Annotated in this window: 18 protein-coding genes; 12 read left to right on the forward strand and 6 right to left on the reverse strand. The window is 71.4% G+C overall.

The genetic code is table 11. The annotated features are described in order from the left end of the window. Positions 1 to 127 precede the first annotated feature (127 nt). From AB0N78_RS11270 to AB0N78_RS11295, 6 genes are all read left to right on the forward strand, one after another. Positions 128 to 2,047, forward strand: a complete 1,920-nt coding sequence (locus AB0N78_RS11270) for an InlB B-repeat-containing protein (RefSeq protein WP_363389952.1) — start codon at positions 128 to 130, stop codon at positions 2,045 to 2,047. Positions 2,048 to 2,134: 87 nt separating this feature from the next. Then, positions 2,135 to 4,381: a helicase-associated domain-containing protein gene (locus AB0N78_RS11275; RefSeq protein ID WP_363389955.1), complete on the forward strand. Its 2,247-nt coding sequence runs from the start codon at positions 2,135 to 2,137 to the stop codon at positions 4,379 to 4,381. Then, positions 4,378 to 6,066, forward strand: a complete 1,689-nt coding sequence (locus AB0N78_RS11280) for a DNA repair helicase XPB (RefSeq protein WP_363389958.1) — start codon at positions 4,378 to 4,380, stop codon at positions 6,064 to 6,066. The genes AB0N78_RS11275 and AB0N78_RS11280 overlap by 4 nt, the downstream gene beginning before the upstream one ends. Before the next feature lie 165 nt (positions 6,067 to 6,231). Next, complete coding sequence (locus AB0N78_RS11285) at positions 6,232 to 8,217, forward strand: TPM domain-containing protein (RefSeq protein ID WP_363389961.1); 1,986 nt, start codon at positions 6,232 to 6,234, stop codon at positions 8,215 to 8,217. A gap of 40 nt (positions 8,218 to 8,257) precedes the next feature. Continuing rightward, positions 8,258 to 8,995 carry a PspA/IM30 family protein gene (locus tag AB0N78_RS11290; protein WP_363389964.1) on the forward strand — a complete coding sequence of 246 codons (738 nt, stop codon included), beginning with the start codon at positions 8,258 to 8,260 and terminating at the stop codon, positions 8,993 to 8,995. Positions 8,996 to 9,100: 105 nt separating this feature from the next. Next, a complete protein-coding gene (locus tag AB0N78_RS11295; RefSeq protein ID WP_363389966.1) occupies positions 9,101 to 9,868 on the forward strand; it encodes a DUF3800 domain-containing protein in 768 nt (255 codons plus the stop codon). A gap of 100 nt (positions 9,869 to 9,968) precedes the next feature. Here the strand turns inward: AB0N78_RS11295 and AB0N78_RS11300 are convergent, their stop codons facing one another. Next, positions 9,969 to 10,694 carry a type 1 glutamine amidotransferase gene (locus AB0N78_RS11300; protein ID WP_363389969.1) on the reverse strand — a complete coding sequence of 242 codons (726 nt, stop codon included), beginning with the start codon at positions 10,692 to 10,694 and terminating at the stop codon, positions 9,969 to 9,971. A 91-nt stretch (positions 10,695 to 10,785) separates the two neighbouring features. On the opposite strand from AB0N78_RS11300, the gene AB0N78_RS11305 reads away from it, so the two are divergent. The 3 genes from AB0N78_RS11305 to AB0N78_RS11315 all read left to right on the forward strand — a co-directional run bounded on the left by AB0N78_RS11305 (position 10,786) and on the right by AB0N78_RS11315 (position 13,915). Beyond that, the gene (locus tag AB0N78_RS11305; protein WP_363389971.1) at positions 10,786 to 11,514 is read left to right on the forward strand and encodes a response regulator transcription factor; all 729 of its coding nucleotides are present in this window, start codon (positions 10,786 to 10,788) and stop codon (positions 11,512 to 11,514) included. Further along, positions 11,511 to 13,118, forward strand: a complete 1,608-nt coding sequence (locus AB0N78_RS11310; RefSeq protein ID WP_363389974.1) for a HAMP domain-containing sensor histidine kinase — start codon at positions 11,511 to 11,513, stop codon at positions 13,116 to 13,118. Before AB0N78_RS11305 ends, AB0N78_RS11310 begins: the two co-directional genes overlap by 4 nt. Before the next feature lie 77 nt (positions 13,119 to 13,195). Beyond that, positions 13,196 to 13,915, forward strand: a complete 720-nt coding sequence (locus AB0N78_RS11315; RefSeq protein ID WP_363389977.1) for a hypothetical protein — start codon at positions 13,196 to 13,198, stop codon at positions 13,913 to 13,915. A gap of 77 nt (positions 13,916 to 13,992) precedes the next feature. Here AB0N78_RS11315 and groL read toward each other — a convergent pair whose 3' ends face one another. Next, positions 13,993 to 15,618 carry a chaperonin GroEL gene (gene groL, locus AB0N78_RS11320; protein ID WP_363389979.1) on the reverse strand — a complete coding sequence of 542 codons (1,626 nt, stop codon included), beginning with the start codon at positions 15,616 to 15,618 and terminating at the stop codon, positions 13,993 to 13,995. Positions 15,619 to 15,863: 245 nt separating this feature from the next. Between groL and AB0N78_RS11325 the strand changes: the two genes are divergently transcribed. Continuing rightward, on the forward strand, positions 15,864 to 17,159 hold the full coding sequence (locus tag AB0N78_RS11325; protein WP_363389981.1) for a glycoside hydrolase family 15: 1,296 nt from the start codon (positions 15,864 to 15,866) through the stop codon (positions 17,157 to 17,159). 52 nt (positions 17,160 to 17,211) lie between these two features. Here the strand turns inward: AB0N78_RS11325 and AB0N78_RS11330 are convergent, their stop codons facing one another. The 3 genes from AB0N78_RS11330 to AB0N78_RS11340 form a co-directional block, all read right to left on the reverse strand. Next, positions 17,212 to 17,415, reverse strand: a complete 204-nt coding sequence (locus AB0N78_RS11330) for a cold-shock protein (RefSeq protein ID WP_363389983.1) — start codon at positions 17,413 to 17,415, stop codon at positions 17,212 to 17,214. 120 nt (positions 17,416 to 17,535) lie between these two features. Beyond that, entirely contained in the window at positions 17,536 to 18,177 is a 642-nt protein-coding gene (locus AB0N78_RS11335; RefSeq protein ID WP_363389986.1) for a LytR C-terminal domain-containing protein, read from the reverse strand. A gap of 82 nt (positions 18,178 to 18,259) precedes the next feature. Then, positions 18,260 to 18,541 carry a DUF3263 domain-containing protein gene (locus tag AB0N78_RS11340; protein WP_363391422.1) on the reverse strand — a complete coding sequence of 94 codons (282 nt, stop codon included), beginning with the start codon at positions 18,539 to 18,541 and terminating at the stop codon, positions 18,260 to 18,262. Between the two features lie 127 nt (positions 18,542 to 18,668). On the opposite strand from AB0N78_RS11340, the gene AB0N78_RS11345 reads away from it, so the two are divergent. Both AB0N78_RS11345 and AB0N78_RS11350 read left to right on the forward strand, forming a co-directional pair. Then, complete coding sequence (locus tag AB0N78_RS11345; protein WP_363389989.1) at positions 18,669 to 19,355, forward strand: uracil-DNA glycosylase; 687 nt, start codon at positions 18,669 to 18,671, stop codon at positions 19,353 to 19,355. A 24-nt stretch (positions 19,356 to 19,379) separates the two neighbouring features. Further along, complete coding sequence (locus AB0N78_RS11350) at positions 19,380 to 20,183, forward strand: SGNH/GDSL hydrolase family protein (RefSeq protein WP_363389992.1); 804 nt, start codon at positions 19,380 to 19,382, stop codon at positions 20,181 to 20,183. Here AB0N78_RS11350 and AB0N78_RS11355 read toward each other — a convergent pair. Next, positions 20,180 to 20,569, reverse strand: coding sequence for a hypothetical protein (locus AB0N78_RS11355; RefSeq protein ID WP_363389995.1), 390 nt, complete (start codon positions 20,567 to 20,569; stop codon positions 20,180 to 20,182). The two genes, AB0N78_RS11350 and AB0N78_RS11355, sit on opposite strands and share 4 nt — an antisense overlap. Positions 20,570 to 20,656 lie beyond the last annotated feature (87 nt).

The following is a 20,656-nucleotide window of genomic DNA, read 5'->3' on the forward strand; positions in this document are numbered from 1 at the left end:
TTACTCACTGACCGGTCGGTAGCTACCTAAGCCCTGGAAAGTCCCGAGTGGGCGATGCCAGGCGCTGCTCTACTCATTCCAGCCGTCAGGCCGCTCCGCACAGCGGTCGTCCTTGGAGGATCCCGTGTTGCCCTCATCCCTGCACTATCCCCGTCGTCTACTGGTCGCCGTCGCCACGCTGGGCGCGTTCTCCCTGACCGCCCTCAGCGCCGCCGCGGTGGCACCCGTCGATCCGGCACCGCAGTCCGGCCCGGCCACGGGTGGCACGGTGGTCGAGACCGAGCTGCCCCCGGTGTATTTCCGCTCGGTGAGCGCCGACAACCTCGGCAACTTCTCCGCCTTCGACATCGATGGCCGGCTGTGGACCTGGGGCCAGAACAACTGGCGCACGACGCTCCAGGGAGTGGACGAGGAGCCGGTGAACGCCGCCCCGGTGACCACCGGCCTGACCGACGATCTGGTCGCGGTCGACATGAGCTCCGAGACCGGCCTCGGTATCACCGCCGACGGTGCCGTGCGCGGGTGGGGCCTGAACAACTACGGCGGGCTGGGCGTCGACCCGGCCACCCTGTACTCCACCGAGACCCCGGTGGACATCGCCCTGCCCGGACCGGCCGTATCCGTCACAGTGGGCGACTTCTACGCGTCCTACGCCCTGCTGTCCGACGGCACCCTGTGGGCGTGGGGCTCGGGTTTCTCCGGTCAGCTCGGGCAACCGGACAATCCCGCCGGGAACAGCACCGCCCCGGTCCAGGTTCCGATCCCGGTGGACGTGGTCGCTGTGGACGCCGGCTACGGCTTCGCTGCCGCCCTGGGCTCCGACGGACAGGTCTACACCTGGGGCGGGAACACCTACGGTCTGCTCGGCCGCGAGACCGCGGCGGCGATCGATCCCACCCCGACTGCGGTGCCCGGACTCACCGGGGTCACGGAGCTGTCGGTGTCCAACTTCAACGTCGGCGTGATCGCCAACGGGCAGATCTACAGCTGGGGCGAGAACAGCTACGGCCAGGTCGGTAGCGGTACCCAGGGCGGATACGTCAGTACCCCCACACCGGTCACCTTGCCGGGCGGCGCGGCAGTCTCGCTGGGTGTCGGCGGCCTGAACGCCACCGCGATGGACGTCTCCGGCGGCATCTGGACCTGGGGTATGGGCGCATACGGCAGCCTCGGCAACGGCGAGACCACCATGTTCCAGACCACCCCGACCCGTGCGACCACCGCTGACGGCCTCGGGCTGGTCGACATCGCGGTCGGTGGCGGTGTCACCTTCGGGCTGGACGCCCAGGGCCGGTTGTACGCCTGGGGCGTCAACGACACCTTCCAGCTCGGTGGTGGTGACGAGATGTACACCGCGAGCGCCCAGCTGCTCGACCTCGGTCTGACCGCCACAGCGATGACGTTCGACGGCCAGCCCGGCACCGATCTCGCCACCACGTGGCCGCATGCCACTGCCCCCACCCCCGCCCACGCGATCGGGCCGGTGGACGTCACGGTCAGTGCCGTCGACCGCAACGGCACCCCGGTGCATGACTGGACCTGGACCGCCGGGTTCACCTATCACGCCACCCTGACCTTCGACACCCAGGGCGGCAGCACCATCGCCCCGGCGGATATCTCCCACACCCCTGTGGACCTGCCGGCCGACCCCACCAGGGACGGGCTGTACTTCACCGGCTGGGCGCTCAACCCGGACGGCACCCAGCCCTTCGACCCTGCAGCGCCGATCACCGGCGACCTGACCGTCTACGCGGGCTGGTCCACCGAACCGCCGGTGGAGCCCACCCCAGAGCCGACGCCGGAGCCCACCCCGGAGCCCTCTGAGGACCCGACCCCGGACCCCACCCCCGCGCCGAGCACCCCCGGTCCGACCGACCCCGACCCCGGCACCCCCGAGCAGACCGAGACCGTCCGCTCCGGCGTGCTGGCCGCGCCCCCCGCGCTGGCCACCACGGGTGTGACCGTCGGCGGTGCCGCCCTGGCTGCCCTGGCGGCGCTGCTCATCGGCGGTGGACTGCTCACTCGGGCACGGCGCGCGCACCGCTGACCCCCGACCCGATGGCCGTCACTCGTCTCGAGTGGCGGCCATCGTCGTCCCGGCACGGTCCGGACCGCAGCACGTATCGTGGTGCGGATGTCCACCTTCAGCGAGCACCTGCGCGCCCGGTCGGATGAGCAGCTGGTGGACCTGCTGCTGCACCGGCCCGATCTGGCGCACCCGTCCCCCGCCACGCTGTCCTCACTCGCTGCCCGTGCCACCAGCCGCCCCAGCCTGGACCGTGCCCTGGCCCAGGTGGATGCCGGCGTGCTCCAGGCGATCGAGGCCGTGCTGGTGCTGGCGGACGATCACGGAGTGAAGGCCCGGCAGGTGGTCACCGCGGTCGGCGGCGGACGGGGTGACGGGCCGCTGGTCCGCGAGCGCCTGCGCACTGCCACCGACCTCGCCCTGCTCTGGCCGGTCTCCGGTGGCGTCACCGACCCCGCACTGCGCCCCGCCCCCGGCCTGGCCGAGGCGCTGGGCCCGACCGTCGCTGGCCTGTCCCCCACGCTGTCTCGTGGGACCACCGTCGACCCCGACGCTGTTTCCCCCGCCGCCCGCGCGGTGTTGGACGCCCTGACCTGGGGACCGCCGGTCGGCCGTCGACCCACCGAGGGTCCGGGTGCGACCGCCGCGCAGGAGCTGATCGACGCCGGTCTGGTGCAGGAGGCCGATGCCGCCCGGGTGGTGCTGCCCCGCGATGTGGCCCTGCGGCTGCGCGACGGCCGCACCCATCGGGAGCTGAGCCGGCCCCCGCTGCCCACTGACCAGCCCCAGCGCCGCCCCGAGCTGGTCGCCGCTGAGTCCGCCACCGCTGCTGAACGCCTGACCCGGCTGATCGGCGCCCTGGTGGACCTGTGGGCACAGGCCCCGCCCCCGGTGCTGCGGGCCGGTGGGGTCGGGGTGCGCGACCTGCGCCGCACCGCCCAGCAGCTGGAGGTGTCCGAGTCGGAGACCGCCCTGCTGATCGAACTGGCCGCGGTGGGCGGGCTGATCCGCGACGACGGCGAGGAGCGCCCGCACTACCGCCCGACCGCCGCCGCGGACGAGTGGGCCGCAGCCGATCTGCCGCACCGGTGGGCGGCGGTGGTCGACTGGTGGGCGCACACCACTCGCTGGCCCGCTCTGGTCGGCACCCGGGACGACCGCGCACAGGTGCGGCCCGCCCTCGGCCCGGAGCTCGGGCGAGCGTGGGCACCGCGGCTGCGCCGTCAGGTGCTGGCGGCACTGGCCGATTGCGACCCCGGTGCCGCACCGAGCGCGGGGGCCCTGCGCGAGCTGCTCGCGTGGCACACCCCGCGTGCGGTGCCGCCGATCGAGGCGGTCGATGCGGTGCTGACCGAGGCAGGCCTGCTGGGTCTGCTTGGTGCGGGGGCGCTGGCCCACGCGGGTTCAGCGTGGCTGTCCGGCCCGTCGGAGGTCGCCGCTGCCCTGGACGGCGACCTGCCCCCGGCCGTCGACGATCTGCTACTCCAGGGCGATCTGACCGGCATCGTGCCCGGTCGCCCCACCGACGATCTGGACCGCTTGCTGACCTCCTGCGCGGTGGTGGAGTCCCGGGGTGGTGCCGTGACCGTCCGGTTCACCCCCGAGTCGGTGCGCGCGGCACTGGACGCGGGCAGCACCGCCGACGATCTGCTGGCCGAGCTGGCCGGGCACACCCGGGGTGGTGTGCCGCAGCCGTTGGAGTACCTGGTCCGGGATGCCGCCCGTCGGCACGGTCTGCTGCGCGGCGGGGCCGCGGAGTCGTATGTCCGCACCGAGGACCCGAGCCTGCTGGCCGGTCTGGCGGAGGACCCGAAGCTCGCCGGACTGGGGCTGGTCCGCCTGGCACCCACCGTGCTCGCTGCCCAGGCCCCGCTCGGTGAGCTGCTGACCGCGCTACGTGGCCGCGGGTTGGCCCCGGTGGCCGAGACACCGGACGGTCGGGTGCTGCACACCGCCCCCACCGTGCAGCGCATCCCAGCTGCTCGGCCACGCCCGCAGGAGCGGGTCGACACCCCTGATCCCGTCGCGCGCGCCGCCACCCTGGTGCAGGTGCTGCGCCGCGGCGAGGCCACCGGAACCACCGGCCTGCGCACCGGTCCGCGCCCGCCGGGAACAGACGACCCCGGTACGGCGTTGGCCACCCTGCGCGAGGCTGCCGCCGACCACGCCGAGGTCTGGTTGGAGATGGTCGGACCGCGCGGAGCCCTGGAACGTCGTCGGGTGCGTCCGCTGAGGGTCGACGGTGGACGGGTCCGGGTGACGGACACCGCCCGGGACGCCGAGATCGTCGTCGCCGCGCACCGCGTCGCCGGGGTGACCCGGATCGAGAACCCTGCTGAAGGAGTCGCCCCGTGACCGACGGACCGCTGATCGTCCAGAGCGACAAGACTCTGCTGTTGGAGGTCGACCACGACCAGGCGGAGGCCTGCCGCCGTGCCATCGCGCCTTTCGCGGAGCTGGAACGTGCCCCCGAGCATGTGCACACCTACCGGCTGACCCCGCTGGGCCTGTGGAACGCCCGGGCCGCCGGCCACGACGCCGAGCAGGTCGTTGACGTCCTGTTGGAGTACTCCCGCTACCCGGTGCCGCATGCCCTGCTGGTGGATGTCGCCGAGACCATGTCCCGCTACGGACGGCTCCAGCTGGTGCAGCACCCCACCCACGGTCTGGTGCTGCACGCCTTGGACGCCGCGGTGCTGGCGGAGGTGCTGCGGTCCAAGCGCACCGCCGGACTGGTCGGCACCCGGATCGACGACACCGACGTGGTGGTGCACCCCTCCGAGCGCGGCACCCTGAAGCAGGCGCTGCTCAAGCTGGGCTGGCCTGCGGAGGACCTGGCCGGGTACGTCGACGGTGAGGCGCATGCCATCGCCCTGGACGAGTCCGGCGAGTCGAATCCCGGCCCGGATGGCGCGCCCCGGCCCTGGCAACTGCGTCCGTACCAGCGCGAGGCCGCCGACGGCTTCTGGCACGGTGGCTCCGGCGTCGTCGTGCTGCCCTGTGGTGCGGGTAAGACCCTGGTCGGTGCCGCGGCGATGGCCCGGTCCCAGACCACCACGTTGATCCTGGTGACCAACACGGTCTCCGCCCGACAGTGGCGCGATGAGCTGATCAAGCGCACCAGCCTGACCGAGGACGAGATCGGCGAGTACTCCGGTGCCCGCAAGGAGATCCGCCCGGTCACCATCGCCACCTACCAGGTGCTGACCCTGCGCCGGAAGGGTGCGTACCCGCACCTGGAGCTGCTGGACGCCCGCGACTGGGGCCTGATCCTCTACGACGAGGTGCACCTGCTGCCCGCCCCGATCTTCCGGATGACCGCCGACCTGCAGGCCCGGCGTCGACTCGGCCTGACCGCGACCCTGGTGCGTGAGGACGGCCGCGAGGACGAGGTGTTCAGCCTGATCGGCCCCAAGCGCTACGACGCCCCGTGGAAGGACATCGAGGCCCAGGGCTACATCGCTCCCGCCGACTGTGTCGAGGTCCGGCTCACCCTGCCCGACCGGGACCGGATGACTTACGCCACCGCCGAGCCGGAGGACAAGTACCGCCTGGCCGCCAGCGCCCCGGGCAAGATCCGGGTGGTCGAGCACCTGGTCCGTAAGCACGTGGGTGAGCCGACCCTGGTGATCGGCCAGTACATCGACCAGTTGGAGGAGCTGGCCGAGGACATCGGTGCGCCGGTCATCACCGGCGCCACCTCGGTCACCGAGCGGCAGCGGCTCTTCGACGCCTTCCGCGCGGGGGAGATCACCACCCTGGTCGTGTCCAAGGTGGCGAACTTCTCCATCGATCTGCCCGAGGCGTCGGTGGCGATCCAGGTCTCCGGCTCCTTCGGCTCCCGGCAGGAGGAGGCGCAGCGGCTCGGACGTCTGCTGCGGCCCAAGGGCGATGGTCGCACCGCGCACTTCTACGCCGTGGTCGCCCGGGACACCGTCGACCAGGAGTTCGCCGCCCACCGGCAGCGATTCTTGGCCGAGCAGGGCTACGCCTACCGGATCGTGGATGCCGAGGACCTGGACCAGGCACCCGCCGAATAGCCGATACCCCCTGATTGCGCTCGGACGAGCCGACACCAGTCCGCCCTGCCCGCTAGGTTGCTTCTCGACGGGTCCTCGGCAGCGGACGTCCCCTCGACGCCGCGGGAACCCGCCCGGTGCCCCCGTCGTTGAGCCGGTGCACTGCCGCCAGAAGGGAACCTCGGCTTGCCGGTCCTGTCACCTGTCCTGAGTCTGACCGTCGCGGCCTCGGCGCTGCTCGGACCGGCCACCCTGCCGACCGACCTGCCCGCCGCGGACCCGACCGCCCTGACAGCGGAGATCACTGACTCCACCGGGGTGCTCAGCTCCGCGGAGACTGCCGAGGTGCAGGACGCCCTGGACCAGTTGGCGCAGGACACCGACTACCAGCTGTACGTGGTCTACGTCGACGACTTCGGCAGCCTGGACCGCAATGCGTGGGTGCAGCAGACCGCCGACTCCACCGGACTGGGCTCGCAAGATCTGGTGCTCGCGATCGCCACCGAGGCGCGGCTCTACACCCTGGCACCGGAGTCCGTGGACGGGCTGTCCTCCTCGGCGCTGGACTCGGTGGCCGCCACTGTGGAGGACGACCTGCGCGGAGGCGACTGGGCCGGTGCCGCGGTGACCGCCGCGGACGGAATCCGTTCGGCCGCTACCGGTGGTTCGGCCCTGTCCGGCGGGTCGATCGGTCTCGGCGGGATCTTCATCGGCGGGTTGGTGCTGATCGCTCTGATCGCCCTGGTGGTGTGGATCGCCTCCCGGCGGCGCGGCCGCGCACCGGCTGCGGTGGGCGCACGTTCCGGTCAACCGCAGATCCCCACCGCCGAGTTGGACCGCCGCTCCGCCTCCGCACTGGTCCAGGTCGACGATGCGATTCGCACCGCCGAGCAGGAGTTGGGCTTCGCCCAGGCTCAGTTCGGACCAGAGGCCACGGGCGAGTTCGAGCGAGTGCTTGCCCAAGCCAAGGCGCAGGTCACCGAGGCGTTCCGACTGCGACAGACCCTGGACGACGACGAGCCGGACACCGACCCGCAGATCCGCGAGACCTCCACCCGCATTCTGCAGATTGTCGAGCAGACCACCGCCGCGTTGAACGCGCAGGAGCAGGCCTTCACCAAGCTCCGGGAGGTCGAGGCGCAGGCCGCCACCGCGCTGGACAACCACGCCCGCGCCGTCGCCGAGCAGCGTGCCCGCATCCCGGCCACCCGCACCACCCTGGACACCCTCGCCGCGCGCTACCCGGCGGATGCTCTCGACTCCGTGCGGGACAACCCGGACCAGGCCACCGCGCTGCTCGACCAGGTGGACACGGCACTGGAACAGGGCAGGACCGCAGTGCAGGCCGGGGATCGCCGCACCGCCAGCCGCTACGCCCGCGCCGCCGAGGAAGCCCTCGGGCAGGTCCGCACCCTGCTGGACGCGGTGGATAACGCCGGTGCCGAGCTAGCGACCATCGGGGCCCGACTGGATGCGGCCATCGCCTCGATCAGCTCCGATCTGGAGGACGCGGCCCGCATGGCCCCGCAGGACCCCGGTGTGCAGACCCGAGCCGCCGAGGCCCGCACGGCCATCGACCAGGCGCGTACCGCCCGCACCGGCAGCGGCGACCCGCTGGCCGCACTGCGTCAGATCACCGCGGCCGAGGCCGCCATCGACTCCGCCCTGGCACCGATGCGTGAGGCCGCCGACCGCGCCGCACGCGCCCGTACCCTGCTGGACCAGGTGCTCGCACGGGTGAGCGCTGGGCTGCGTGGCACCGGCGACTACATCGAGACCCGTCGCGGCGTGGTCGGTCCCCAGGCCCGCACCCGACTGGCCGAGGCCGACCGGCTGTACCGCGCCGCCGCCGACCAGCGCGACAGCGACCCGGAGCATGCCTTGGCCGCCGCCCAGCAGGCCGAACTCCGGGTGACCGAGGCCCAGCGCCTGGCCCAGGCCGACGTCCAGCAGGCCGACCGTGACCGTTGGGACGACCGAGGCCCGCGCGGTGGTGGCGGGTTGAACGGCGTCGGCGGCATGGTGCTCGGCGGCATCCTGATCGACTCCATCCTGCGTGGCGGCGGTGGCGGCGGCTTCGGCGGCGGCGGGGGTGGCTTCGGTGGGGGCGGCCGTGGCGGTGGCTTCGGCGGCGGTGGCTTCGGCGGCGGCAGCCGCGGGGGTGGCTTCTGATGAACCCAGCACCTGATTTCTCCCAAGAGGAAGGCACGACATGACCGAGAAGCAGAGCATCTTCGGCCGGATCACCCAGCTCGCGCGGGCCAACATCAACGCGCTGCTGGACCAGGCCGAGGACCCGCAGAAGATGCTGGACCAGCTGGTGCGCGACTACACCGGGTCGATCCAGGACGCGGAGCAGGCCATCGCCCAGACCATCGGCAACCTGCGTCTGGCCGAGCAGGACTACGCCGAGGATGTCGCCGCCGCTCGCGAGTGGGGTGCGAAGGCGCTGGCCGCCTCCGCCCGCGCGGACCAGTTCCGCTCCGCCGGTGACAGCGCCAACGCGGATAAGTTCGACAACCTGGCCAAGGTCGCGATCAGCAAGCAGATCGCGGCCGAGCAGGAGGTCAAGACCGCCGAGCCGATGATCGCCTCCCAGCGGGAGACCGCCGAGAAGCTGAAGAGTGGTCTCGCCCAGATGAAGGACAAGCTGGTCGAGCTCAAGTCCCGCCGCGACTCCCTGGTGGCCCGCCAGAAGTCCGCTCAGGCCCAGCAGCAGGTGCAGCAGGCCATCGGCTCGATCAACGTGCTCGACCCGACCTCCGAGCTGGCCCGCTTTGAGGAGAAGGTCCGTCGTGACGAGGCGTTGGCGATGGGTCAGGCGGAGATCGCCGCCTCCTCGCTGGATGCCCAGTTCGCCGAGCTGGAGTCCGCCGGCACCGAGATCGAGGTCGAGGCCCGCCTGGCGCAGCTCAAGGCCGGTCGCCCCGCCCCGCAGATCGAGGGCTGACCCGACACGCGCGGCCCGTCACCCCTCGTGGGTGGCGGGCCGTCGTCGTCCCCAGGCGGCTACAGGGCCGGCCACCAGCGTCCTGGGGTGCGGCACCATGCGGCCATGTACCTCGCTTACGTGGACGACTCGGGTGATTCCAAGCGGGCCACCACTCTCACCACGATGCTCATTCAGCCGCAGCACTGGGCCGAAGTCCTGCACGCATGGCTACAGGGTCGTCGTGCGATTCACGCCGAGTTTGGCGTGGGGAAGAACACGGAGCTGCACGCGCTGACCCTGTACAAGGGACGTGGCCGTTACTGCGAGACCCCCGAGCAGGAAGCCGTCTTCGGACGACCCCAGCGCGCAGCCAGCGGCCGGATCGTGCTGAGCCACCTGTCCCGATGCGCTCACTGGAGCCTGGTGACGCTCGCCTCCTCCGGGATATCCACACCCACGGCATATGCCCGCACCGTGGCCTACCTCGAGGACTGGGCGGCCACGATGGACACCCAGGTGATGATCTTCTACGACGGCCCCCAGGGCCTCCACCAGGACGATTCGGAGCCCTCGCCAAGTACGCAGGGCCTGATGGCCCAGTGGGACGCAGCACTGAGGAACGCCGCTCCCTACCGCCGAGTCCACCGCGGTTTGGAGATCGACCGGCGTCGCGTCATCGAGGACCCGGTCATGCAGGACAGCCGGTACAGCCAGCTCATCCAAGCCGTTGACCTGATGGCCTACGGGGCTCACCACCGCCACCGTCAGCACCGACCCGATGTGTGGGGCACTCAGATCACGCCGGTGGCGGATGCGATCCGGGCGTACATGACCACCCGGGCCCACTGGCTCCCCGACTGCGATGAGCACGGCGTGGTCTGGCTCGGCTGAAACGCAAGAACCCCCGACCGAGGTTGGGGGTTCGCGAGAGGCAAGACCCCGTGAGTAGCCACCAGGGGCTACATGGGGCCTTGCGACCCCGAGCATACCCTCAGACCCCGGCGCTCTCCCGCACCAGCTCCGCGAACGCCTCCGCCAGCGTGCGCCCGTCTCGGGCGATCTGCTCATCCGCCGCCGCCACCGCCGTCACCATCGCCTCGGCCTCCGCCGCGGGCAGCCCGTCCAGCTCCGCCCAGCGCCGCATCAGCTCCGGTGACGCCTCCGGGTGGAACTGCACACCCCAGGCCGAGCCAACCCGGAACGCCTGGTACGGGTACATCGGTGAGGCCGCCAACCACACGGCCCCGCGCGGCAGATCCACCACTGCGTCCGAGTGCATGGTCGGCATCAGCCCGCCTCGGTCGGGCCCGGCCAGCGCGCCAACCAGCGGGTCGGTCACCGCCTCGGGTCGCCAGCGCAGCACCACCGTGCCCGCTTCCCGTCCGGGTGGCGCGGCCACGTGCACCTGACCGCCGGTGGCGACCGCGAGCAGCTGTGCGCCCAGGCAGATACCCAGGGTCGGCAGATCAGCGCGCACCGCGTCGGCGAGCAGCGTGCGGACCGCCGGGACGTGGGGTAGCTGGTCGTCGTGGGCGGACATCCGACCGCCGAGCACCAGCAGACCGTCCATCGCGTCGACCGGTCCGGGGTCTTCCCCCAGGTCAGCGCGGACCAGGCGAACCTCGACGCCATCCAGCCAGTCGGCGAACCGGTCGAGCGGCACCTCGTCGTCCATCCGGACGACGGTCAGCACGGGGATGCGGGGGCGCGCGGTCACGAGGTAGCACCGTAGCGGCTGGCCTCACGTTCCCAGCAATCCGCAGGTGTCTCCCAGGAAACCCTCAGCGCTGCGGGGCACACTGAGAGGCGTGAGCGCCGCATCCGGATCCGAAGCCACCCTGCTGGTCGTCGACGACGAGCCGAACATTCGCGAGCTGTTGGCCACCTCGCTCCGGTTCGCCGGATTCGACGTGCATGCCGCTGCCGACGGGGGCGCTGCGCTGCGTCTGGCCAAGCAGGTGCAGCCTGATCTGCTGGTGCTGGACGTGATGCTGCCCGATATGGACGGCTTCACCGTCACCCGTCGCCTGCGGGAGAAGGGGCAGCACATGCCCGTGCTGTTCCTCACCGCCCGGGACGACACCCAGGACAAGATCACCGGCCTGACCGTGGGCGGCGACGACTACGTCACCAAGCCGTTCAGCTTGGAGGAGGTCGTCGCCCGGATCCGCGCCATCCTGCGCCGCACCACCGGGGGCGAGGCCGAGGCCACCAGCGTGCTCAGCTATGAGGATCTGGAGCTGGACGAGGACTCGCACGAGGTCCGCCGCGCCGGGCAAGTGGTCGAGCTGTCCCCCACCGAGTTCAAGCTGCTGCGCTACCTGATGCTCAACCCGGGCCGGGTGCTGTCCAAGGCGCAGATCCTGGATCACGTCTGGCAGTACGACTGGGGCGGCGACGCCAACATCGTCGAGTCCTACATTTCCTACCTGCGTCGCAAGGTCGACCACCTTGAGGGCCCGGACGGCCCGGTGGTCCCGCTGATCCAGACCAAGCGCGGCGTCGGCTACATGCTGCGCCGCCCGAGCGGGTCGTGAGCGCCGCCGAACCGGTCGACCTCAGCTCCGAGGAGGCCCGCGCGCAGGGTGCGCAAGTGCCACCACCACCCGCCGTACCCGGTCCGGTGGGACGGTTCCACCACCGGGTGCGCACAGTCTGGCGCGGAACCCCCTTGAGCGCCCGGTTGGTGGGGATCAGCACCGTGCTGCTGGCCGTCGGACTCTCCATCGCCGGGGTGGCCACCACCACCCTGTTGCGCAGTTACCTGGTCGACCAGGTCGACCAAGATCTGATCGCCTCCGCCAAGCAGTACTCCACCGAGCTCACCCGCGCGTACAGCCGCGACGGCGACCTCGACGCAGTCGGCGTGAACGAGTGGACCCAGGTCGACTTCGCGCTGGACGCGCACATCCTCGGGTCGATCGGCACCATCATGCCCTCGCACAACACGGCCACCGCCTACGGCGAGCCAGTGCTGCCCGATCTGTCCCTGAACACCGTCGACGACTACCGCAGCCAACCGTTCACCGTGCGCTCCACCAAGGCGGGGTCGGCCTGGCGTGCGGTAGTGGTGCCGGTCTACCGCACCAGCACCGATGAGTTGCTGGGCTGGGTGACCTTTGCCCGTCCGATGGGCGAGGCCGGGGCCATCGTCCGCTCGGCGGCCGTCGCGATGTGGACCTCCGCCGCCGCGATCATGATCATCGGCGCGGTCGCCGGCACCTGGGCCGTGCGTCGCTCGCTGCGCCCGCTGCGGGAGATCGAGGACACCGCCGCCACCATCGCCGCCGGTGACTTGTCCCGCCGGGTGCCTGCCGCCCCGGAGAGCACCGAGGTCGGTCGGCTGTCCGCATCGCTGAACGGGATGCTGACCCAGATCGAAGCCGCCTTCGACGCCCGCACCGCTTCGGAGGAGCGGATGCGCCGGTTCGTCGCCGATGCCTCACACGAGCTGCGTACCCCCCTGGCCGCCATCCGCGGCTACGGCGAGCTGTACCGGATGGGTGCCCTGACCGAGAAGGAGCAGGTGGACGACACCATGCGCCGGATCGAGCAGTCCGCCACCCGGATGGGTGGCCTGGTCGAGGACCTGTTGGCCCTGGCCCGACTGGATGCCGACCGCCCCGGCCGCACCGACCCGGTGGACATGGCCGTGCTGGCCACCGACGCCGCCCACGACCTGCGCGCCTTGGACCCCACCCGGGAGGTCCGGGTCGGCCCCCTGAGCCCGCAGCCCGACGACGCCCTACCCACCACCGTGGTGCTCGGCGACGAGCCCCGGCTGCGCCAGGTGCTGGCCAATCTGATCGGCAACATTGCCCGGCACACCCCCGCTGGCTCACCCGCCGAGCTGCTGGTCGGGCGGGCGGGCGACCGGGTGGTGCTGGAGGTGCGCGATCACGGGCCGGGCATCCCGCCGGAACACGCCGCCCGGGTCTTCGAGCGGTTCTATCGGGTCGATTCCAGCCGCACCCGTGAGGGTGCCGGCACCGGAGGTGGTGCAGGTCTGGGCATGGCGATCGTCGCCGCGATCATCGACACCCACCTGGGCTCGGTGCGGATCGATCCCACCCTCGGCGGCGGCACCACCGTGCGGGTGGACCTACCCGCTGCGCAGCTCGGCGACCAGCACCAGAACTGAGGCGAGGTCACCACCATCGCCGACCGGGGCTACGATGGCGCGCCGTCAGAGTTTCCATCCCGTGTGAGGCGTAGTTCATGGGCGTCTACGACGCACCGCAGTGGTTGTTGTCCGCATTCGTCCGGAGCACCGTGGGCGCCGGGGCGACCGCCTCGGAGGAGGAGATCCGCCGGGTGGGCACCGATCTGGTCGACCGGTGGACCGGCCCCGGTCGGCGGTACCACAACCTGCGGCATCTGACCGACGTGCTGGCCCGGGTGGACGAGCTCGCCGAGGAGACCCACGAGCCGCATCTGGTCCGTCTCGCCGCCTGGTACCACGGTGCGATCTTCGATGCCGACCAGGTCGCCGCCTACGCCAACCGCGGCGGCGAGGACGAGGTCGCCTCCGCCGCGCTGGCCCGGGAACAGCTCACCGCACTGGGCCTGCCCGCCCCCGCCGTCGACCGGGTGCACCAGATGGTGATCGCCCTGGTCCGGCACCAGGCCGACCCCAGTGACTTCGACTGCGCGGTGCTGTGCGACGCCGACCTGGCGATGCTGGCCGCCGAACCGCAGCGCTACAAGGCCTACCTGCACGATGTGCGCGAGGAGTACGCGGACATCCCGATGGACGACTACCTGCGTGCCCGGGTCCGGATCGTGCGCAAGCTGCTGAACCGGCCGAGCCTGTTCGTCAGCCCGCTGGGTGCCGCGTGGGAGGAGCCCGCCCGGCAGAACCTCGGCGCGGAGCTGCACAAGCTGGAGAAGGTGCTGGCTGAGATCGACGCCCGCGAGTCCCCGGTCGCCCGCGGCTGACCACCACCGCACACGCCAAGGGCCGGCCACCCCTCGCGGGGTGACCGGCCCTTGTCAGTGCAGCCGTGCGGCGGGACTCAGAAGTCCATGCCGCCCATGCCACCGTCGGCCGGGGCAGCCGGAGCGGCCTTCTCCGGCTTGTCGGCGACGACGGCCTCGGTGGTGAGGAACAGCGCGGCGATGGAGGACGCGTTCTGCAGAGCGGAACGGGTCACCTTCACCGGGTCGTTCACACCGGCGGCCAGCAGGTCCTCGTACTCACCGGTGGCGGCGTTGAGGCCCTGACCCGCGGGCAGGTTGCGGACGCGCTCGGCGACCACGCCACCCTCGAGACCGGCGTTCACGGCGATCTGCTTGAGCGGAGCGTCGATGGCGACCTTGACGATGTTCGCACCGGTGGCCTCGTCGCCGGTCAGCGACAGGGTCTCGAAGGCGGTCTTGCCGGCCTGGATCAGCGCCACGCCACCACCGGCGACGATGCCCTCCTCCACGGCAGCCTTCGCGTTGCGGACAGCGTCCTCAATGCGGTGCTTGCGCTCCTTGAGCTCGACCTCGGTCGCGGCACCGGCCTTGATGACCGCCACGCCACCGGCCAGCTTGGCCAGGCGCTCCTGCAGCTTCTCGCGGTCGTAGTCCGAGTCGGAGTTGTCGATCTCGGCACGGATCTGGTTGACCCGACCGGCGATCTGCTCGGCAGCGCCGCCACCCTCGACGATGGTGGTCTCGTCCTTGGTCACGACGATCTTGCGGGCGGTGCCCAGCACCTCGAGGCCGACCTGGTCGAGCTTGAGACCGACGGTCTCGGAGACGACCTGGCCACCGGTGAGGATCGCCATGTCCTGGAGCATCGCCTTGCGGCGGTCGCCGAAGCCCGGGGCCTTGACGGCGACGGACTTGAAGATGCCGCGGATGCGGTTGACGACCAGGGTCGCCAGCGCCTCGGACTCGACGTCCTCGGCCACGATCAGCAGCGGCTTACCGGTCTGGATGACCTTCTCCAGCAGCGGCAGCAGGTCCTTGACGTTGGAGACCTTGGACTCGACCAGCAGGACGTACGCGTCCTCCAGGACGGCCTCCTGGCGCTCCGGGTCGGTGACGAAGTACGCCGACAGGAAGCCCTTGTCGAAGCGCATACCCTCGGTCAGCTCGAGCTCCAGGCCGAGAGCGTTGGACTCCTCGACCGTGATGACGCCCTCCTTGCCGACCTTGTCCAACGCCTCGGCGATGAGCTCGCCGATGGCCGGGTCGCCGGCGGAGATCGCGGCGGTGGCGGCGATCTGGTCCTTGGTCTCGATCTCCTTGGCCTGCGCGAGCAGCTGCTCGGTCACGGCGTCGACGGCCTTCTCGATGCCCTTCTTCAGGGCGATCGGGTTCGCGCCGGCGGCGACGTTGCGCAGACCCTCGCGCACCAGCGCCTGGGCCAGCACGGTGGCGGTGGTGGTGCCGTCACCCGCGACGTCGTCGGTCTTCTTTGCGACCTCCTTGACGAGCTCCGCACCGATCTTCTCGTACGGGTCCTCGAGGTCGATCTCCTTGGCGATGGAGACACCGTCGTTGGTGATGGTGGGGGCGCCCCACTTCTTGTCCAACACGACGTTGCGGCCCTTGGGGCCGAGGGTGACCTTGACGGTGTCGGCGAGGACGTTCAGACCCCGCTCGATGCCGCGGCGGGCCTCCTCGTTGAAGGCAATGATCTTGGCCATGGGGCTACCGATCCTCCACTGATGGCTACTGGGCGGCCGCTCGGTGCCCGCGACGGACGATCTGCCACCCGACGGTCATGTCCCGTGGAGCGGCGGACCTCACCGGGTCGGCCAGATGTTCATGATTCTGTCACTCTCCACCGGAGAGTGCTAAGTCAATGGTTAGCACTCGACCCCCTCGAGTGCAAGGCTCGGTCCACCTGATCGCCCGCCGCGAACACCCGGGTGGATTACGGTGGCTGCCCATGTCAGTCGCACTGACGCGACGCAGCCGTCGCGTCATCTCCGTCCTGGTCCTGTCGGCCCTCGCCGCGACCTTGATCGCCTGGGGTGCCACCGGTCCGCGCAGCGCCCGGATCGGGCTCTACTCCGAGGCCGTGGTGCTCGGTGCCGATGGCACTCCCACCCTGGTGCCGGAGGACGGTGAGCCGGTGCTGCATGCCGGCACCCGCGTGATGGACGACCCGGTCAGCACCGCCGACGACACCCTGGCCGCCGAGCAGCGCGCGTGGTTGGCCGACGGCCAGATCCCCGGAGCGGACGGCCCGTATGTCGACATGGTGACCGACGCCCTGCTCGATCTGCGCACCCTGGTCCGCGACGACGGCGCGGCGGTGGCGGCCTGGTCGCCGTACTGGCGGTACGTCTGGCCCCGGGACTCGTCCTTCGTGGCGGTGGCCCTGGCTCACTCCGGACACCACGCGGATGCGGTAGCGATCCTGGACTTCTTGGCGCAGGTGCAGGAGGCGGACGGCTCCTTCGAGGCGCGCTACCTGCCGGATGGCACCGGCGACACCCCGGACGACCGTGGTGAGCAGACCGACGGCACCGGCTGGGTGCTGTGGGCGGCGAATGAGGTGGTGCAGACCGCCGCCGATCCGGTCGCCACCGCCGAGCACCTGCGCCCCCTGGTACAGCGCACCGCCCACCACGCGGAGCGCCTGGTGATCGGGGACGGACTGCCCGAGCCCTCCCCGGATTACTGGGAGGTGCCGGAGACCCAGCTGACCCTGGGCACGGTGGCGCCGGTGCTCGCCGGGTTGGAGAACGCCGCGGAGTTCTGGACCGTGTTGGGTGAGACGGAGCGCAGCGCCTCGGCGCAGGCCGCAGCTGATCTGTCCCGGGAGGCGGTGGAGTCCGAGTTCGACGACTACGGACGCTACGCGGGCGGCGACCTGGCGGATGCGGCGAGCGCCTTCACCCTGCCGCCGTTCCAACCCGTCGCCCTGGACGGCGCACTCAAGGCATGGCAGGACTCCGCCGACCGGATGGCACGCCCGGCGGGCGGTCTGGCCCCGGGCGAGGGATGGCGGCGCGACGGCATCTCCTGGACGCCGCAGACCTCGCTGTACGCGTACACCGCCGCCAGCAACGGCCAGGACCAGCAGGCCACGGCCTGGCTCGACTGGTTGGACGCGCACCGCACCGACCTTGGGGCGCTGCCGGAGAAGGTGCTGGACGACGGTTCACCCGCCGCCGTGGCACCCCTGGCCTGGACCGCCGCGTGTGTCGTGCTGGCGGTGGACGCCCTCGAGGGGTGAGACACGACGCGGCGGGGTCGGATGCCTGCGCACACCGACCCCGCCGTCGAGATCAGAGCGGACGAACCTGCTCGGCCTGGGGGCCCTTGGTGCCCTGACCGACCTCGAACTCCACGTTCTGCCCCTCGTCGAGGCTGCGATAGCCATCGGTCTGGATGGCGCTGAAATGGACAAAGAGGTCCTGAGTGCCGTCGGACGGGGTGATGAACCCGTAGCCCTTCTCGGCGTTGAACCACTTGACGGTGCCCTGCGGCATGCGGTGCTCCTGCGGCTGAGTGCGTGATTGACACCGCCACAGGCCACCCCGAGGGGCCGACTGCGGCGTGGCGCTGACTGTAGCCGCGACCGGCATGGGGCGAAAGGGGTGAATCGCCGATCAGCCGAGGAAGTCGGTCCGCAGCAGCACCACGACACCGCTGCCCGCATCCGCAGCGGACTCGGTGACCGTGGTGATTCCCAGGGCGTCGGCCACGGCCTGCGCAGTGGGCTGCAGCTCGGGCGAGGCGTAGAACACCGTGGTCACCTCGGCGGTGGAGGCGCTCCCGTTGCCTGCGGTGACGGAGGTGAAGCCGGCGGTCTCCAGCTGATCCTTGACGTCCGCGGCGAGCCCGTTGCGGCGGGCGGCATTCAGCACATCCACCGTCTGGGCGTAGTCGATGGCGGGAGCCGGCGGCTCCTCCTCGGCGGGGGGTTCCTCGGCGGGAGGCTCGTCGGTGCCCTCAGTGCCCTCAGCACCCTCGGTGCCGGCGGTCTCCTCCGTGCCCCCGGTCTCCGCACCGACCACCGGGTCGTCGGTGAGCTCCACCGAGGCCTGGTCGTCGTCGCCGCCCAGCCCGTCCCAGGCGGAGGTCCACAGCACGGCACCGACGGTGACGGCCGGTACCAGCACGATCACGGCGACGAACGGCCACCACCGCGACCACCAGCTGCGCGGGGCGCGGTGCACGCCGACCGGCGAGTCCGGGCCGGGTGCGGCGTCGAACTCGTCCTCGGGATAGGGGTAGTTGCCCTTCGTCACGCCGGACAGGCTAACGGCTCAGCCACCTGACGACGGACGACGCGGGCGAGAGCGGCGTGGAGAAGGTGTGCAGGTCGCCCGTTCAGGCGTCGCCGAGTCGACGGGCGGTGCGCTGCCGCTGCCGGGTGGACCGCATCCGGCGCAGCCGCTTGACCAGCATCGGGTCGTGGGCGAGCGCGGCGGGGCTGTCGATCAGGGCATTGAGCACCTGGTAGTACCGGGTGGCCGACATGTCGAAGAGCTCGCGGATGGCCTGCTCCTTGGCCCCGGCGTACTTCCACCACTGCCGCTCGAAGGCCAGCACCTGCTGGTCACGCGTCGACAGGTCAGCCAGGTCGCCCGCACCCTCGACCTCGTCGGTCATCGCGCTCATCCGTGGCTCCTCCTTCGCGTCCAACCGCGCCATGGTACGTCCCGAATCACACGGGTGTCATTCGCGCTGATCACCCGATCCTCCCTGTCTGAGCACCTGAGCTGGCTACCCTCGCCGGGTGAGCACCTCCGCACCCACCCCGCTGTCCGAGCTGATCGCCCCCGACTGGGCGCAGGCCCTCGCTCCGGTCGAGGACCGGATCCACGCGATGGGTGACTTTCTGCGCGCCGAGGTCCAGGCCGGACACCAGTACCTGCCCGCGGGGGAGGCGATTCTCAACGCCTTCCGACGGCCACTGGCCGAGGTCCGGGTGCTGATCGTCGGCCAGGACCCCTACCCGACCCCCGGCCACCCGATGGGCCTGTCGTTCTCGGTCCAGCCGACGGTGCGACCGCTGCCCCGCTCACTGGCCAACATCTACCGTGAGCTGGAATCCGATCTGGGCATCCCGCCGCACTCCGACGGTGACCTGTCCACGTGGGCCGACCGCGGCGTCATGCTGCTCAACCGGGTGCTGACCGTCCGACCCGGCGCTCCGGCCTCACACCGGGGCAAGGGCTGGGAGGAGGTCACCGACCGGGCGATCGAGGCCCTGGTGGAACGCGGCGGCCCGCTGGTGGCGATCCTGTGGGGCCGCGACGCCCAGTCGCTGCGCCCCCGCCTCGGCCAGGTCCCAGCGGTGATGAGCGTGCACCCCAGCCCGCTGTCCGCCAGCCGGGGCTTCTTCGGTTCACGACCGTTCTCCCGGGTGAATCAGCTGCTGGTCGAGCAGGGCGGCGAGCCCATCGACTGGTCCCTGGGCTGAGCCCGTACTCGTCGAAGGAGCAGAATGGCTGCCATGACCACGGATCTGCCCCGCTGGGAGCGCTATGTCGCCGTCGGCGACTCCTTCACTGAAGGGCTCTGGGACGCCCCGCACGGCAGCGACGCACCGATGCGGGGCTGGGCCGACGTGCTGGCTGGGCACCTGTCCGACCGTCGCCGTGCCGCCGGGGCCACCCCGCTGCGCTACGCCAACCTCGCGGTGCGCGGCAAGCTACTGCGGCCCATCGTCACCGAGCAGGTGCCCGCCGCGCTGCGGATGGAACCCGACCTGGTCAGCCTGGTCGGCGGCGGCAATGACATCCTGCGCCCGGCCGCCGACGTGGACCGACTGGCCCGCAATCTGGAGGCCGCGGTGGAGCGCATCCGGGCCACCGGGGCCGATGTGCTGCTGTCCACCGGGATGGATGTCGCCGAGGCCGGCCTGATGAAGGCGACCCGACCCCGAGTGGCGATCTACAACGCGCACATCTGGTCGATCGCCCGACGGCATGGCGCGTATGTGCTGGACCTGTGGGGGATGCACCACCTGAAGGACCTGCGGATGTGGGCACCGGACCGGATTCACCTAACCACCGAATCCCATGCCCGGGTGGCGCAGGGCGCACTGGCGGCGCTCGGGCTCACCCCGGACGACCCGGCCTGGGACGAACCACTGGCCCCCGCCCCACCGATCTCCCGTGCCGCGCAGGCCCGGTTGGACGCGGAGTGGCTGCGGGTGCACGTCTACCCGTGGGCCACCCACCGCCTGCACGGCACCAGCTCCGGTGACGGTCGTCGGGCCAAGCTCCCGGAGCTGATCGAGATCTAGTCGGCGACCACGGCCACCGAGGCCCCGGCCACGACCTCTGCCGCCACGCCGGGGGTCAGCACCACGGCGGTCATCGGCGCGGTCACGGCGGTCCGAGACTCGACCAGGGCACGGTCAGCGCCGTCCCGCAGGGTCAGCGCGAGCTCGCGGCCCGCGCAGCCCGTCGGAACGCCGGACAGCTGCGCGGTGGTCACCGCATAGCCACCGAGCGCCGGGTCGTAGTCGACCTCGTAGCCGATCGAGATCGCATCCACCACGCATGCCCCGGTGGACACCGGTCCGAGTTGCTCCCAGCTCATCGCGCGGGCAGCGGACACCGCCAACCCGGCACCGCCGAGCAGCGCCAAGGTGACACCCGCTCTCCGGCGGGCACGGGTCAGCCCCATCGGTGTCCCTTCCGTGGACGCACCAGGCCGGTCCATCGGCCCGGTCGCCCCATCGTCCGTCCCGCGCCCGTGCTGAGCATCCGGGCC

This window comes from Cellulomonas sp. NPDC089187 (assembly GCF_040685135.1).
Classification (GTDB): domain Bacteria; phylum Actinomycetota; class Actinomycetes; order Actinomycetales; family Cellulomonadaceae; genus Cellulomonas.

Bases quoted from the DNA above. Each gene is read 5' to 3' on its own strand.
- AB0N78_RS11275 (WP_363389955.1), top strand. From the start codon at position 2,135: ATGTCCACCTTCAGCGAGCACCTGCGCGCCCGGTCGGATGAGCAGCTG.
- AB0N78_RS11290 (WP_363389964.1), top strand. From the start codon at position 8,258: ATGACCGAGAAGCAGAGCATCTTCGGCCGGATCACCCAGCTCGCGCGG.
- AB0N78_RS11295 (WP_363389966.1), top strand. From the start codon at position 9,101: ATGTACCTCGCTTACGTGGACGACTCGGGTGATTCCAAGCGGGCCACC.
- AB0N78_RS11315 (WP_363389977.1), top strand. From the start codon at position 13,196: ATGGGCGTCTACGACGCACCGCAGTGGTTGTTGTCCGCATTCGTCCGG.
- groL (WP_363389979.1), bottom strand. From the start codon at position 15,618: ATGGCCAAGATCATTGCCTTCAACGAGGAGGCCCGCCGCGGCATCGAG.
- AB0N78_RS11325 (WP_363389981.1), top strand. From the start codon at position 15,864: ATGTCAGTCGCACTGACGCGACGCAGCCGTCGCGTCATCTCCGTCCTG.
- AB0N78_RS11330 (WP_363389983.1), bottom strand. From the start codon at position 17,415: ATGCCGCAGGGCACCGTCAAGTGGTTCAACGCCGAGAAGGGCTACGGG.
- AB0N78_RS11340 (WP_363391422.1), bottom strand. From the start codon at position 18,541: ATGACCGACGAGGTCGAGGGTGCGGGCGACCTGGCTGACCTGTCGACG.
- AB0N78_RS11350 (WP_363389992.1), top strand. From the start codon at position 19,380: ATGGCTGCCATGACCACGGATCTGCCCCGCTGGGAGCGCTATGTCGCC.
- AB0N78_RS11355 (WP_363389995.1), bottom strand. From the start codon at position 20,569: ATGGGGCTGACCCGTGCCCGCCGGAGAGCGGGTGTCACCTTGGCGCTG.